The sequence below is a fragment of the Klebsiella sp. H-Nf2 genome, from assembly GCF_002806645.1.
Lineage (GTDB): Bacteria > Pseudomonadota > Gammaproteobacteria > Enterobacterales > Enterobacteriaceae > Klebsiella > Klebsiella variicola.
This window is the reverse complement of record NZ_PIBL01000009.1, coordinates 205,494-220,317: the sequence shown is the minus strand read 5'-3', so window position 1 is coordinate 220,317 and position 14,824 is coordinate 205,494. Positions and strand designations below refer to the sequence as shown.

Below are 14,824 nucleotides of genomic sequence, written 5' to 3'. Positions count from 1 at the left end.
GGGCGGCAGGCGGCTCAGGGAACAGACGGTTCACGGCGAGGGACATTCCCTGAATGGCAAAGATGAGCAGCAGCAGGAACACCAGCACAAAGCCCATGCCGAGAAACATCAGGGTGAAGCCTTCGCCTAACAGGACGGCATTGTCAGTCATTGGTACATCTCAAATAGGGGCACGATGGCGCGCTGCCTGGCGACGTTTCTGGCGTTTCCGGCTAAGGAGTAGGGTGGATTTCCCTCTGCCGCTCCCGGCATTGGACCCTGATAGGCCATTTACCTCGTCAGTTCAACGCGCCACCGTGCAAATGGGTTAAATCATCATGCCGAACACGATACTGGCGATGACCAGCACAATACCGCCGCCCAAACGGGAGGAGATTTGCGCATAAGAGATAAGACTCATACGGTTACAGGCGGAAAGAACTTCCAGGTCTCCGGAGCCGCCGCGGTTAGCCATACACAGGCCCGCGGTGATCGCCGATTCTATTGGGAAGAAGCCCATCAGCCAGCCACCGACCGCCGCGCCGAGCACCGCGCCGATAACGATTACGGCGGCGATAACGACGTTATAGACAGTAATGGCGTTGATGATTTCCTGCAGGTCGGTGTAGCAGACGCCGACGCCGACCATCAGTACCCACAGCAGCTGTTTAGAGAAGAAATCAGACAGACGCTTGGCGCCGGCTTTGATTTCTGGTGAGCACAGGCCGGAAGCGTTTAGCGCCGCAACGATCAGTACCATCCACGCGAAGTAGTGAATCGAAACGCCGCCAATGCTGGGCAGGATTTTCTTGGCGACGACGTACGCCAGCAGGAAGCAGGTAGTGGCAAGCACCAGGCCGACGGCGGTTTCACGATGGGTGATTTGTCCCGCTTTTTCATCGTCTTCCACTTTGAATGAGGCTTTACGCACCAGTTCGCCTTCACCGCTCAGCCAGGTGTGCTTTTTACCGATGATATCGAGTATCGCGGCAAAGACGATGGCGAAGATGTTGGCGATGGTCAGGATAGCGATGGCAGTAGAGTAATACTCTTCACGTGAGCGGCCGGTGACGGAGTGATAAATCTCCGACAGCGGTACCGCACCCGCGCCGTTGCCGCCGCCCATGATCGGCAGAACGTAGAGCATCATGATGCGATCAACCGGAATCCCGAACACCAGACCGATAGCGATACCGAAAATCGACGCGCCGATAATGCCCATCAGGATGGTTGGGATGTAGCCGAGCAGCGATTTCAGCAGCAGGCGGCGGTTCACCGACAGAATCGCACCGGTAATTAATACTGCGATGAATAAGTTAAGGAAGTTACTCTTATCCATCACGTTGCTGATGGCATCGATCTCTTTCTGCGTGAAAATACCGGCATAAACGAAATAGGCTGCCACCAGGAAAATCATCACCGGTGCGCCACCGATATATTTATTGAATATTGGCAGGCGCTTACCAATTTCGCCGAACAAGGCGCCGATAATAAACATGATGGCGAAACCGCCGACAATGTCGGTGGGTAAAGCGTTATAGAAATGTGAAAGTAATAGTGTAATTAACGCAAACGCGTAAAGAGGTAGCGGCATGCCGAAGATTTTAAATCCCAGCAGGTCGCTAACGCCCTTCTTCTCCGTTGCCGGAGCCTGACTCATGTTAGTCATAAACGTTATCCTGTTTATCGATGGAGTATTAAGACCGGCGCATAGTAATAAATAGACCCAGTGGTAAGGTGTGATTACCTTCACTGAATACTCGTGTTTTTTATTAATTTAATTGGTTTTATGATTCTGAATTAATTAACAACATAAAAACCATAAAGCCAATTAAGCCACGAGAAAAACTGTGACTTAAATACAAGAATCCATAGCCGAACGCTGGCGAAATACAGGTCGTTTTGAAATGACGAAGCGCTAAAAAATGACACTGATATTAAAACGCGTTCAGCTATTAAAAGATAAACCGCGGCGAGAGGCGATCGATCGGTTTCTCCGCCAGCATCAACTGTCGTTAGAGGCCGACTGCGAAATGGCGATTATCGCCGAGTATCAGCAGCGGCTGGTCGGCTGCGGTGCTATCGCCGGCAATGTGCTGAAATGCATCGCCATCGATCCCTCGCTGCAGGGGGAGGGGCTGAGCCTTAAATTACTGACCGAGCTCCTGACGCTGGCCTATGAGCTGGGACGCAGCGAGCTGTTTTTATTCACTAAACCCAGTAACGCTGCGCTATTTTCCGGGGCAGGCTTCTGGCCAATTGCCCAGGCGGGCGATCGCGCCGTATTAATGGAAAATAGCCGCGAACGGCTGACCCGCTACTGCCGACAGCTGGCGATGTACCGTCAGCCGGGACGCAAAATCGGCGCCATCGTGATGAATGCTAACCCGTTTACCCTCGGCCACCGTTGGCTGGTGGAGCAGGCGGCACGCCAGTGCGACTGGTTACATCTGTTTGTCGTGAAGGAAGATGCCTCCAGCTTTTCCTATCACGATCGCTTTACGCTTATCGAAAAAGGTATCGCCGGCATCGACAAGGTGACGCTGCATCCCGGTTCGGCGTACCTCATCTCACGGGCGACGTTCCCCGGCTACTTCCTCAAAGAGCAGGGCGTGGTCGATGACTGCCACAGCCAGATCGACCTGCAGATCTTCCGCGAACGCCTGGCCCCGGCGCTGCAGATAACCCATCGCTTTGTCGGCACCGAGCCGCTGTGTTCGCTGACCCGCAGCTACAACCAGCGCATGAAAGCGTTGCTGGAAGCGCCCGGTGACGCGCCGCCAGTTGAAGTGGTTGAGCTGGCGCGCATCGAAAAAAACGGCGGGCCGATATCCGCTTCTCGCGTGCGCGAGCTGTACCGACAGCGCAACTGGCAAGCCGTCGCGGCGCTGGTGCCGCCGGGAACCCTCTCTTTTCTGATGCAACTGGCGGAGAGCGAACATCAAACCGCCTGATTTATACGCCCTAACTAAGGATTTTCCCCTATGGAAATGAAGATTGACGCCCTGGCCGGCACGCTGGAGTCCAGCGATGTGATGGTCAGGATTGGACCGGCGGCGCAGCCGGGCATTCAGCTGGAAATCGACAGCATTGTGAAACAACAGTTTGGCGCCGCGATCGAGCAGGTGGTCAGAGAAACGCTGGCGCAGCTTGGCGTGAAGCAGGCCAACGTGGTGGTCGATGATAAAGGCGCCCTGGAGTGTGTTTTGCGAGCCCGCGTACAGGCCGCGGCGCTGCGCGCGGCGCAACAGTCTCAATTGCAATGGAGCCAGCTATGAAACCACGTCGCAGTATGCTGTTTATCCCTGGCGCCAACGCCGCCATGTTAAGCACGTCATTCGTCTACGGTGCCGATGCGGTGATGTTCGACCTGGAAGATGCCGTCTCGTTACGGGAGAAAGATACCGCCCGTCTGCTGGTGTATCAGGCGCTGCAGCATCCGCTGTATCAGGATATCGAAACCGTGGTGCGCATTAACCCGCTGAACACCCCGTTTGGTCTGGCCGATCTTGAAGCGGTGGTACGCGCGGGTGTGGACATGGTGCGTTTGCCGAAAACCGACAGCAAAGAAGATATCCATGAGCTGGAAGCGCACGTTGAGCGGATTGAACGCGAGTGCGGACGGGAAGTGGGCAGCACCAAACTCATGGCGGCTATTGAGTCGGCGCTGGGGGTGGTGAACGCGGTGGAGATCGCCCGCGCCAGCCCGCGTCTGGCCGCGATTGCGCTGGCGGCCTTCGACTATGTCATGGATATGGGCACCTCCCGCGGCGACGGCACTGAACTGTTCTATGCCCGCTGCGCGGTACTGCATGCCGCGCGCGTTGCCGGCATCGCCGCCTATGACGTGGTGTGGTCGGATATCAACAACGAAGAGGGGTTTCTCGCGGAAGCGAATCTGGCGAAAAACCTCGGCTTCAACGGCAAATCGCTGGTCAACCCACGACAAATTGAACTCCTGCATCAGGTCTATGCCCCGACGCGCAAAGAGGTCGACCATGCGCTGGAGGTGATTGCCGCAGCGGAAGAGGCAGAGTCGCGCGGCCTGGGCGTGGTGTCGCTGAACGGCAAGATGATCGACGGACCGATTATCGACCACGCTCGCAAAGTGGTGGCGCTCTCGGCTTCCGGTATTCGTGATTAAGGGGAACAAGATGAAAGAAACTGTAGCAATGCTTAATCAGCAGTACGTGATGCCGGAAGGACTGACCCCTTATAGCGGCGTGACGGCGAAAAGCCCATGGCTGGCCAGTGAAACAGAAAAGCGCCAACGTAAAATCTGCGACTCGCTGGAAACGGCAATCCGTCGCTCCGGCCTGCAAAACGGCATGACTATCTCGTTCCACCACGCGTTTCGCGGCGGTGACAAAGTGGTCAATATGGTGGTGGCGAAGCTGGCGGAAATGGGCTTTCGCGATCTGACCCTGGCATCCAGTTCGCTGATCGACGCCCACTGGCCGCTGATCGAGCATATTAAAAATGGCGTGATCCGCCAGATCTACACCTCCGGTCTGCGCGGCAAGCTGGGCGAGGAGATCTCCGCCGGCCTGATGGAAAACCCGGTGCAGATCCACTCTCACGGCGGTCGCGTACAGCTGATTCAAAGCGGCGAACTGTCGATTGATGTGGCGTTCCTTGGCGTCCCTTGCTGCGATGAGTTTGGCAATGCCAACGGCTTTAGCGGTAAGTCGCGCTGCGGTTCGCTGGGCTATGCGCGCGTTGATGCGGAACATGCCAAATGCGTGGTGCTGTTGACCGAAGCGTGGGTGGATTACCCAAACTATCCGGCCAGTATCGCCCAGGATCAGGTAGATCTGATCGTCCAGGTGGACGAAGTCGGCGATCCGGAAAAAATTACCGCTGGCGCGATCCGTCTGACCAGCAACCCGCGTGAGCTGCTGATTGCCCGTCAGGCGGCGAAGGTGGTCGAGCATTCCGGTTACTTTAAAGACGGCTTCTCGCTGCAGACCGGCACCGGCGGCGCCTCGCTGGCTGTCAGCCGCTTCCTCGAAGACAAAATGCGCCGTAACGGCATCACCGCCAGCTTCGGCCTTGGCGGCATCACCGGCACGATGGTCGATCTGCACGAAAAGGGGCTGATCAAAACGCTGCTCGATACCCAGTCGTTCGATGGCGACGCCGCGCGTTCGCTGGCGCAGAACCCGAACCACGTCGAGATCTCCACCAATCAGTATGCCAGCCCAGGCTCTAAAGGCGCCTCCTGCGAGCGCTTAAACGTGGTAATGCTCAGCGCGCTGGAAATCGATACCGACTTTAACGTCAACGTGATGACCGGCTCCAACGGCGTGCTGCGCGGTGCATCCGGCGGACATAGCGATACCGCCGCCGGCGCGGATCTGACCATCATTACCGCGCCGTTAGTTCGCGGCCGTATTCCCTGCGTCGTGGAAAAAGTGCTGACCCGTGTGACGCCTGGAGCCAGCGTGGATGTGCTGGTCACTGACCACGGCATTGCGGTAAACCCGGCGCGGCAGGACCTGATCGACAATTTACGCAACGCGGGTATTCCGCTGATGACTATTGAGGAGCTGCAGCAGCGTGCAGAGCTGTTGACCGGCAAGCCGCAGCCGATCGAATTTACCGATCGGGTGGTGGCGGTCGTGCGCTATCGCGACGGTTCAGTCATCGATGTGATTCGTCAGGTGAAAAACAGCGACTAAACGCAGAGGGGAAAGGCCATGAGCGACGTGTTAATGAATCCTGCGCGTGTGCGGCGCGCGAAGCCACTGAGCGCCGAAGAGGTGGTCAGCGCGGTAGAGCGCGCGCTGTTGACCGAAGTTCGCCTGACCCCCAAGCCCGGGCTGGTGGATATTCGTAACGCTGGCGCGCACCGGGATATGGATCTGGCCTCGTTTGAGGCCAGCACTGCGGTGGTGGCGCCGTGGATGGAGAAGTTTTTTATCATGGGTCACGATACCGCGGCGGTTGCGCCAGAGCAGGTATTGATGATGCTGCGCCCGGTAGGGATGGCCTGTGAAAACGATATGCTGGAGGCCACCGGCGGGGTGAATACCCATCGTGGGGCGATCTTCGCTTTCGGTTTGCTGAGCGCGGCGGCGGGAAGGCTGGTGTCGAAAGGTGAGCCGATTGAACAACACCGGCTTTGTGACCAGGTGGCGCGCTTCTGTCGCGGCATGGTTATGCAGGAATTGTCCGCCGCGAGTGGGGAACGGCTCAGTAAAGGTGAGGCCCATTTTCTGCGTTATGGCCTCTCCGGGGCCCGTGGCGAGGCGGAGAGCGGTTTCCTGACGGTGCGTACCCAGGCATTACCGGTCTTTACCCGCATGATGGAAGAGACCGGCGACAGCAATCTGGCGCTGCTGCAAACCCTGCTGCATCTGATGGCGTGGAATGATGACACTAACCTGGTCTCGCGTGGCGGGCTTGCCGGGCTGAACTTTGTCCAGCAGGAGGCGCAGCGACTGCTGTGGCAGGGCGGTGTGCTGGCTGACGGCGGGCTGGAGGCGCTGCGCCAGTTTGACGACGAGCTGATTGCCCGCCATCTCAGCCCCGGCGGCAGCGCCGATCTGCTGGCGGTGACCTGGTTTTTATCCACGTTTCCCGCCGGCGCGCTTTTCCCGCTGTAACCCACTGCAACACCGCCTTCGCCCGCACTGTAGGGGCGAAGGCGCCATCATTAGCCTTCCCGGTTGTCACTACGTAAACATGGAATTGCGGCACAATCGTATAGTTTTTACTGATATCGTCCGCCGTTTGTCATAAATTTCTAATTATCGGCGTTTTTGAGTAGCGGCCCGCTGACGGGCTGGTTACTCTGAAAACAATTTACGTAATGTTAACAAAAGAGAATAGCTATGCATGATGCACAAATCCGCGTGGCCATCGCCGGCGCGGGCGGCCGGATGGGACGCCAGTTAATTCAGGCTGCATTGCAGATGGAAGGCGTGGCGCTGGGCGCGGCGCTGGAGCGCGAAGGGTCAAGCCTGGTGGGCAGCGACGCCGGGGAGCTGGCGGGCGCCGGCAAAGCGGGCGTCGCGGTGCAGAGCAGCCTGACGGCGGTAAAAGATGATTTCGACGTGTTGATCGATTTTACCCGCCCGGAAGGCACGCTGAATCATCTGGCGTTTTGCCGCGAGCATGGCAAAGGGATGGTCATCGGCACCACCGGTTTTGACGACGCTGGCAAGCAGGCGATTCGCGACGCCGCGCAGGAGATTGCCATTGTCTTCGCCGCTAACTTTAGCGTCGGCGTCAACGTCCTGTTAAAGCTGCTGGAGAAGGCGGCAAAGGTGATGGGCGACTACACCGACATCGAAATTATCGAAGCGCACCACCGGCATAAAGTGGATGCACCATCAGGCACCGCGCTGGCGATGGGCGAAGCGATCGCCGGAGCATTGAACAAAGATCTGAAGGACTGCGCCGTCTACAGTCGTGAAGGTCATACCGGCGAACGCGTTCCGGGCACCATTGGCTTCGCGACCGTCCGTGCGGGCGATATCGTCGGCGAACATACGGCAATGTTTGCCGATATTGGCGAGCGTATTGAAATCACCCATAAAGCGTCCAGCCGCATGACCTTTGCTAATGGTGCAGTTCGTTCGGCATTATGGCTTAAAGATAAGAAAAGTGGTCTTTTTGACATGCGTGATGTGCTGGATTTGAACAGTTTATAACGATTATTACCCATCGTGATGTGGTTATTGCAATCAATAAGTCATTGATGCAAGGGGCAATATATTGTTGCCCTTTTTTATTTTTATGGGTTTGGTTTGTGTTTTTCAATGAGTTGGCTATAAAGTATCATTTTCCAGTTGTTTTTGGTGAATGAAATGTAAATTTTGACCATTTGGTCCACTTTTTTGCAGTACGACGCTTAATTTTACACTCTTCCTTGTCCGCAAGCGTTTTCTCAGCCAGGTTTGTTGATCTTTTTGGCGTAAAAATCACGTGTTATGCGCCAGTGGCGTAAAATGACATTAAAAATCTCCGCTTTAAGTTGACTTTTATCCGACATCTCTCCAGAATGCCGCCGTTTGCCAAAATTCTGCGGGCAACAGATTTGCATTGATTCAGATCGTGTTTATGAATTAATATGCAAATAAAGTGAGTGGATATTCTCTGGAGGGTGTTTTGATTAAGTCAGCGCTATTGGTTCTGGAAGACGGAACCCAGTTTCACGGTCGGGCCATCGGGGCAACCGGCACGGCGGTTGGGGAAGTCGTTTTCAATACTTCAATGACCGGTTATCAAGAAATCCTCACTGATCCTTCCTATTCCCGCCAAATCGTCACTCTTACTTATCCTCATATTGGTAATGTCGGCACCAACGCCGCCGATGAAGAATCTTCTCAGGTACACGCGCAGGGTCTGGTTATTCGCGACCTGCCGCTGATTGCCAGCAACTACCGCAATACGGAAGATCTTTCTTCTTATCTGAAGCGCCATAACATCGTGGCGATTGCCGATATTGATACCCGCAAGCTGACGCGTCTGCTGCGTGAGAAAGGGGCGCAAAACGGTTGCATCATCGCGGGCGACAACCCGGATGCTCAACTGGCGCTGGAAAAAGCGAAAGCGTTCCCGGGCCTGAACGGCATGGATCTGGCGAAGGAAGTGACCACCGCAGAGACCTACAGCTGGACGCAAGGCAGCTGGACCCTGGCGGGCGACCTGCCGGAAGCGAAAGCGGAGAGCGAGCTGCCCTTCCACGTCGTGGCGTATGACTTCGGCGCAAAACGCAACATCCTGCGCATGCTGGTTGATCGCGGCTGCCGCCTGACGGTGGTACCGGCGAAGACCTCGGCGGCGGATGTCCTGGCGCTGAATCCGGACGGTATTTTCCTCTCTAACGGCCCAGGCGACCCGGCGCCGTGTGATTACGCTATCGACGCGATTGAAAAATTCCTTGAGACCGATATTCCGGTATTCGGCATCTGCCTTGGCCATCAGCTGCTGGCGCTGGCGAGCGGTGCGAAGACCATTAAGATGAAGTTCGGCCACCACGGCGGCAACCACCCGGTTAAAGATATTGATAACGACGTGGTGATGATTACCGCTCAGAACCATGGTTTTGCGGTTGATGAAGCCACGCTGCCAGCCAACCTGCGCGTGACTCACAAGTCACTGTTCGACGGCACCCTGCAGGGAATTCATCGTACCGACAAACCGGCGTTTAGCTTCCAGGGGCACCCTGAAGCGAGCCCGGGGCCGCACGATGCCGCGCCGCTGTTCGACCATTTTATCGAGTTAATTGAGCTCTACCGTCAGTCCGCGAAATAATCAGGAGTAAAAGAGCAATGCCAAAACGTACAGACATAAAAAGTATCCTGATTCTGGGCGCGGGCCCGATTGTTATCGGTCAGGCGTGTGAGTTTGACTACTCCGGCGCGCAGGCCTGTAAAGCCCTGCGTGAAGAGGGTTACCGCGTTATCCTGGTGAACTCCAACCCGGCGACCATCATGACCGACCCGGAAATGGCCGATGCGACCTACATCGAGCCGATTCACTGGGAAGTGGTACGTAAAATTATCGAAAAAGAGCGCCCAGATGCGGTGCTGCCGACCATGGGCGGCCAGACGGCGCTGAACTGTGCGCTGGAGCTGGAACGTCAGGGCGTGCTGGCAGAGTTCGGCGTGACCATGATCGGTGCCACTGCCGACGCGATTGATAAAGCGGAAGACCGTCGTCGCTTCGACGTGGCGATGAAGAAAATCGGCCTCGACACCGCGCGCTCCGGCATCGCCCACACCATGGAAGAAGCGCTGGCGGTTGCCGCCGACGTTGGCTTCCCGTGCATTATCCGTCCGTCCTTTACGATGGGCGGCACCGGCGGCGGTATCGCCTATAACCGCGAAGAGTTCGAAGAAATCTGCGAACGCGGCCTGGATCTCTCTCCGACCAACGAACTGCTGATCGATGAATCGCTGATCGGCTGGAAAGAGTACGAGATGGAAGTGGTGCGCGATAAGAACGACAACTGCATCATCGTCTGCTCGATTGAAAACTTCGATGCCATGGGGATCCATACCGGCGACTCCATCACCGTTGCCCCGGCGCAGACCCTGACCGACAAAGAATACCAAATCATGCGTAACGCCTCGATGGCGGTCCTGCGTGAAATCGGTGTGGAAACCGGCGGCTCTAACGTGCAGTTCTCGGTGAACCCGAAAGACGGTCGCCTGATCGTTATTGAAATGAACCCGCGCGTCTCTCGCTCTTCGGCGCTGGCCTCGAAAGCCACCGGCTTCCCGATTGCTAAAGTGGCGGCCAAGCTGGCGGTGGGCTACACCCTCGACGAGCTGATGAACGACATCACCGGCGGCCGCACTCCGGCTTCCTTCGAGCCGTCCATCGACTACGTGGTCACCAAAATTCCACGCTTTAACTTCGAAAAATTCGCCGGCGCTAACGACCGTCTGACCACCCAGATGAAATCCGTCGGCGAAGTGATGGCGATTGGCCGCACCCAGCAGGAATCGCTGCAGAAAGCGCTGCGCGGCCTGGAAGTGGGCGCTACCGGCTTCGACCCGAAAGTGAGCCTCGACGACCCGGAAGCGCTGACCAAAATCCGCCGCGAGCTGAAAGACGCTGGCGCTGAGCGTATCTGGTACATCGCGGATGCTTTCCGCGCCGGTCTCTCGGTAGACGGCGTTTTCAACCTGACCAATATCGACCGCTGGTTCCTGGTGCAGATTGAAGAGCTGGTGCGTCTGGAAGAGAAAGTGGTGGAAGTGGGCATCAACGGCCTCGACGCCGACTTCCTGCGCACCCTGAAGCGTAAAGGCTTTGCCGATGCGCGTCTGGCGAAACTGGCTGGCGTGCGTGAAGCGGAAATTCGCAAGCTGCGCGACCAGTATGACCTGCATCCGGTCTACAAGCGTGTGGATACCTGCGCCGCCGAATTCGCCACCGATACCGCCTACATGTACTCCACTTATGAAGAAGAGTGTGAGTCCAACCCGTCCGTTGACCGCGATAAAATCATGGTCCTCGGCGGCGGCCCGAACCGTATCGGCCAGGGTATCGAATTTGACTACTGCTGCGTACACGCCTCTCTGGCGCTGCGCGAAGACGGTTACGAGACCATCATGGTCAACTGTAACCCGGAAACCGTGTCTACCGACTATGACACCTCCGACCGTCTGTACTTCGAGCCGGTGACCCTGGAAGACGTGCTGGAAATCGTACGCATCGAGAAGCCGAAGGGCGTAATCGTCCAGTATGGCGGCCAGACGCCGCTGAAGCTGGCGCGCGCCCTGGAAGCCGCAGGCGTACCGGTTATCGGCACCAGCCCGGACGCTATCGACCGCGCGGAAGACCGTGAGCGTTTCCAGCACGCGGTTGACCGTCTGAAGCTGAAGCAGCCGGCGAACGCCACCGTCACCGCCATTGAGCAGGCGGTAGAGAGAGCGAAAGAGATTGGCTACCCGCTGGTGGTTCGTCCGTCTTACGTGCTTGGCGGCCGGGCGATGGAAATTGTTTACGACGAGCAGGATCTGCGCCGCTACTTCCAGACCGCGGTTAGCGTCTCCAACGATGCACCGGTACTGCTGGATCGCTTCCTCGACGACGCGATTGAAGTGGATGTCGATGCCATCTGCGACGGCGAGATGGTGCTGATTGGCGGCATCATGGAGCATATCGAGCAGGCGGGCGTACACTCCGGCGACTCAGCCTGTTCCCTGCCAGCGTATACGCTGAGCCAGGAAATTCAGGATGTGATGCGCGAGCAGGTGCAGAAGCTGGCTTTCGAGCTGCAGGTTCGTGGTCTGATGAACGTCCAGTTCGCGGTGAAAGATAACGAAGTTTATCTGATTGAAGTGAACCCGCGTGCGGCGCGTACCGTACCGTTCGTCTCCAAAGCCACCGGCGTCCCGCTGGCGAAAGTCGCGGCGCGCGTGATGGCCGGTAAGACGCTGGCGCAGCAGGGCGTGACCAAAGAGATCATCCCGCCGTACTACTCGGTGAAAGAAGTGGTCCTGCCGTTCAACAAATTCCCGGGCGTTGACCCGCTGTTAGGGCCAGAAATGCGCTCTACCGGGGAAGTGATGGGCGTGGGTCGCACCTTTGCCGAAGCGTTCGCCAAAGCGCAGCTGGGCAGCAACTCGACCATGAAGAAAAAGGGTCGTGCACTGCTCTCCGTTCGCGAAGGCGACAAAGAGCGCGTGGTCGACCTGGCGGCGAAGCTGCTGAAGTTTGGCTTTGAGCTGGATGCGACCCACGGTACGGCGATTGTACTGGGCGAAGCGGGCATCAACCCGCGTCTGGTGAACAAGGTGCATGAAGGTCGTCCGCACATTCAGGACCGTATCAAGAATGGCGAATACACCTACATCATCAACACCACCGCAGGTCGCCAGGCGATTGAAGACTCCAAGCTGATTCGCCGCAGCGCGCTGCAGTACAAGGTGCATTACGACACCACCCTGAACGGCGGCTTTGCCACTGCGATGGCGCTGAATGCTGATGCCACCGAGAAGGTGATTTCGGTTCAGGAAATGCACGCGCAAATCACCAAATAAGCGCACCGGCCTGGCCGGATAACAACAAGCCTGGGCTGACGACATCGTCAGCCCTTTTTTTTGGCTACGGTCATCTTCGGAGAGTTCTGCTTTTAACCACCTGTCGGGTCAGGCTAACTATAGTTAGCACCATAACGATACCTATTGATGAAAAGACAGGAGGATACAATGCGGAACAATATTCTGGTGGCATCCGCACTGGCAGCGACGGCAATCATGTTCGTGGCCGGCTGCTCATCGAATCAGTCGATCAAAACCACCGATGGCAAGACCATTGTCACCAGCGGCAAACCGCAGGTGGATGATGACACCGGCCTCGTCTCATACAAAAATGCCGAAACCGGCCGCGTGGAGCAGATTAACCGCGACCAGGTAAAATCCATGGATGAGCTGGATAACTAAGTGGTTATCCCAGGCCCCGCGGGGAGCGTGCGGGGCCGAACGATCGCGTTACAGCAGCGCGCGATCGATTTTGACCACGATTTTGCGCAACGCTGCGCCTTGATCGAGGCAGGCCATCGGGCGGTGTAATTCACCGGGGAAGAGGATCGCCAGCTCTTCCGGGTGGAGATGAATCAGCGTTTCGCTGTCGATAGCCTGGCAGAAACCGATATCCTGCGCCGTGTTGAAGGGGCCATCTTCAACGACCGGTAGCCCTTTATTCCCGGCACCGATGATCTCTTCGCCTTTCAGCACAATGTGAATGTCGAGATATTGACGATGATATTCCGGGCGTTGCTCGCTCAGCGGCCGGGTGTGGCCTTCGACGACGGTAAAAAACACATTATCACTCTCGACGGTATATTTCCCCGGCGGCAGCGCGTGCGGTTGTTGCTGTAACACGGCCTGCAGCGCCTGGCGAATCACCGGCGGATAGAGCTCATTTTCGGCGGCGGCGGTTAAGGTATCGATAATCATGCCGGGATCCTCTGCGGTTGTTGCGAATGAAGTAACGTTAATGAGTGAGCGACAATACTGGCGACGTCGGGGGTAATATCGACGGCCAGAACATCGCTTTCACTGGCGTCTGGCGTCTCCAGGGCGGCAAACTGGCTACGCAGTAGCGCCTCTGGCATAAAGTGGCCTTTACGCTGGCGCATACGCTGCAAAATGCAGTCATAATCCCCGGTCAACCACAGGAAGCGTAGCTTCGCGTTCCCCTCACGCAGGCGGTCGCGATAGCGCTTCTTCAATGCGGAACAGACCAATACACCAGACTCGTTTTTCTGCTCAAGGCTGAAAATAACGTCGGCGATACGCGTCAGCCACGGCTGACGATCCTCATCATTTAGCGGCTGGCTGGTGGCCATTTTGACGATATTGTTGCGTGGATGAAGGTCGTCGCCGTCGATAAATTTCGCCCCCAGCGCGTGGGCCAATGCCTGACCGACGGTGGATTTGCCGGTCCCGGAGACGCCCATCAAAATAATGCATTGTCCTGCCATCATGCGCTCCCTCACTCAGACCGCGACCAGCATGCCGCCGTCAACGAACAGCAGATGGCCGTTGACGAAATTCGACGCGTTTGACGATAAAAAGACGGCAGCGCCGACCAGCTCCTGCGGATCGCCCCAGCGGGCGGCAGGGGTGCGTTTGCATAACCAGTCGGTAAACGCCTTATCCTCAACCAGCGTCCGGGTCATCGCCGTATTAAAGTAGCCCGGGGCAATGCCGTTGACCTGAATGTTGTGCCGCGCCAGCTCAACGCACATCCCGCGGGTTAGCATCTTCACCGCGCCTTTGGCGGCGGCGTAAGGGGTGATGGTGTCGCGCCCCAGCTCGCTCTGCATGGAGCAGATATTAATGATTTTTCCCTGCTGGCGGTCAACCATGCGCTTCGCGACGGCCTGAGAGACGAGAAACACCGCCGTCTGGTTAACCGAAATCACGTCATTCCACTCCTGCACCGGGAATTCGGTAAACGGGTGTCGACGCTGGATCCCGGCGTTATTGAATAACACGTCGATTGGGCCAATATGCGCTTCGATATCGGCAATGGCCTCTTCAACGGCCTCGGCATCGGTCACGTTAAATACCGCAGCATGGGCGATGGCGCCTTCATCGCGGAGCTTCATCACCGCATCGTCCGCTCGCGGGGCAGAAAGGTCATTAATAATGATTTCTGCGCCATATTGCGCCAGACCCTGGGCCATGACAAAACCGATCCCCTGTCCTGCACCCGTAATTAAAATGCGTTTACCTTGTAAGCTGAAAAGATCGTTCATCTCGATATCCTGATTAGCGGCTGAAGAAAACCTGTGCCCTATCTCACGGATTTTTACCGGCGGAAACTGTGATGAAGATCACTCGAAACCGTGTTACAAAAAGGGGTTACCTTA

14 protein-coding genes are annotated in these 14,824 nt (G+C 56.8%); 9 read left to right on the top strand and 5 right to left on the bottom strand.

Translation table 11 applies throughout. From position 1 onward, the window contains the following. Both CWM58_RS20455 and citS read right to left on the bottom strand, forming a co-directional pair. A partial coding sequence (locus CWM58_RS20455; protein ID WP_206056647.1) for an OadG family transporter subunit occupies positions 1 to 151 on the bottom strand: 151 nt, incomplete at its 3' end. A gap of 156 nt (positions 152 to 307) precedes the next feature. Continuing rightward, positions 308 to 1,648, bottom strand: coding sequence for a citrate/sodium symporter CitS (gene citS / locus CWM58_RS20450; protein WP_100681644.1), 1,341 nt, complete (start codon positions 1,646 to 1,648; stop codon positions 308 to 310). 256 nt (positions 1,649 to 1,904) lie between these two features. Here citS and citC point away from each other — a divergent pair, with 256 nt between their 5' ends. The 9 genes from citC (at position 1,905) to CWM58_RS20400 (ending at position 12,887) form a co-directional block, all read left to right on the top strand. Continuing rightward, on the top strand, positions 1,905 to 2,933 hold the full coding sequence (gene citC / locus CWM58_RS20445) for a [citrate (pro-3S)-lyase] ligase (RefSeq protein WP_100681643.1): 1,029 nt from the start codon (positions 1,905 to 1,907) through the stop codon (positions 2,931 to 2,933). A 30-nt stretch (positions 2,934 to 2,963) separates the two neighbouring features. Beyond that, positions 2,964 to 3,257: a citrate lyase acyl carrier protein gene (gene citD / locus CWM58_RS20440; RefSeq protein WP_012542888.1), complete on the top strand. Its 294-nt coding sequence runs from the start codon at positions 2,964 to 2,966 to the stop codon at positions 3,255 to 3,257. After that, entirely contained in the window at positions 3,254 to 4,123 is an 870-nt protein-coding gene (gene citE, locus CWM58_RS20435) for a citrate (pro-3S)-lyase subunit beta (RefSeq protein WP_012968960.1), read from the top strand. The genes citD and citE overlap by 4 nt, the downstream gene beginning before the upstream one ends. Before the next feature lie 10 nt (positions 4,124 to 4,133). Continuing rightward, a complete protein-coding gene (gene citF, locus CWM58_RS20430; RefSeq protein WP_061155805.1) occupies positions 4,134 to 5,660 on the top strand; it encodes a citrate lyase subunit alpha in 1,527 nt (508 codons plus the stop codon). Positions 5,661 to 5,678: 18 nt separating this feature from the next. Continuing rightward, positions 5,679 to 6,587, top strand: coding sequence for a triphosphoribosyl-dephospho-CoA synthase CitG (gene citG, locus CWM58_RS20425; protein WP_100681642.1), 909 nt, complete (start codon positions 5,679 to 5,681; stop codon positions 6,585 to 6,587). Positions 6,588 to 6,815: 228 nt separating this feature from the next. Next, complete coding sequence (dapB, locus tag CWM58_RS20420; protein ID WP_061155803.1) at positions 6,816 to 7,637, top strand: 4-hydroxy-tetrahydrodipicolinate reductase; 822 nt, start codon at positions 6,816 to 6,818, stop codon at positions 7,635 to 7,637. A gap of 457 nt (positions 7,638 to 8,094) precedes the next feature. Continuing rightward, positions 8,095 to 9,243: a glutamine-hydrolyzing carbamoyl-phosphate synthase small subunit gene (carA, locus tag CWM58_RS20410; RefSeq protein WP_061155802.1), complete on the top strand. Its 1,149-nt coding sequence runs from the start codon at positions 8,095 to 8,097 to the stop codon at positions 9,241 to 9,243. A gap of 17 nt (positions 9,244 to 9,260) precedes the next feature. Continuing rightward, complete coding sequence (carB, locus tag CWM58_RS20405) at positions 9,261 to 12,485, top strand: carbamoyl-phosphate synthase large subunit (protein WP_061155801.1); 3,225 nt, start codon at positions 9,261 to 9,263, stop codon at positions 12,483 to 12,485. A gap of 168 nt (positions 12,486 to 12,653) precedes the next feature. After that, positions 12,654 to 12,887 carry a YgdI/YgdR family lipoprotein gene (locus tag CWM58_RS20400; RefSeq protein WP_002888059.1) on the top strand — a complete coding sequence of 78 codons (234 nt, stop codon included), beginning with the start codon at positions 12,654 to 12,656 and terminating at the stop codon, positions 12,885 to 12,887. 48 nt (positions 12,888 to 12,935) lie between these two features. On the opposite strand, the gene CWM58_RS20395 is transcribed toward CWM58_RS20400, so the two are convergent. The 3 genes from CWM58_RS20395 to idnO are packed head-to-tail and all read right to left on the bottom strand — an operon-like array spanning position 12,936 to position 14,710. Continuing rightward, positions 12,936 to 13,403, bottom strand: coding sequence for a YhcH/YjgK/YiaL family protein (locus tag CWM58_RS20395; RefSeq protein WP_061155800.1), 468 nt, complete (start codon positions 13,401 to 13,403; stop codon positions 12,936 to 12,938). Continuing rightward, complete coding sequence (locus CWM58_RS20390) at positions 13,400 to 13,930, bottom strand: gluconokinase (RefSeq protein ID WP_008807483.1); 531 nt, start codon at positions 13,928 to 13,930, stop codon at positions 13,400 to 13,402. Before CWM58_RS20390 ends, CWM58_RS20395 begins: the two co-directional genes overlap by 4 nt. Before the next feature lie 15 nt (positions 13,931 to 13,945). Further along, a complete protein-coding gene (idnO, locus tag CWM58_RS20385) occupies positions 13,946 to 14,710 on the bottom strand; it encodes a gluconate 5-dehydrogenase (RefSeq protein ID WP_025713774.1) in 765 nt (254 codons plus the stop codon). Positions 14,711 to 14,824: the final 114 nt, after the last annotated feature.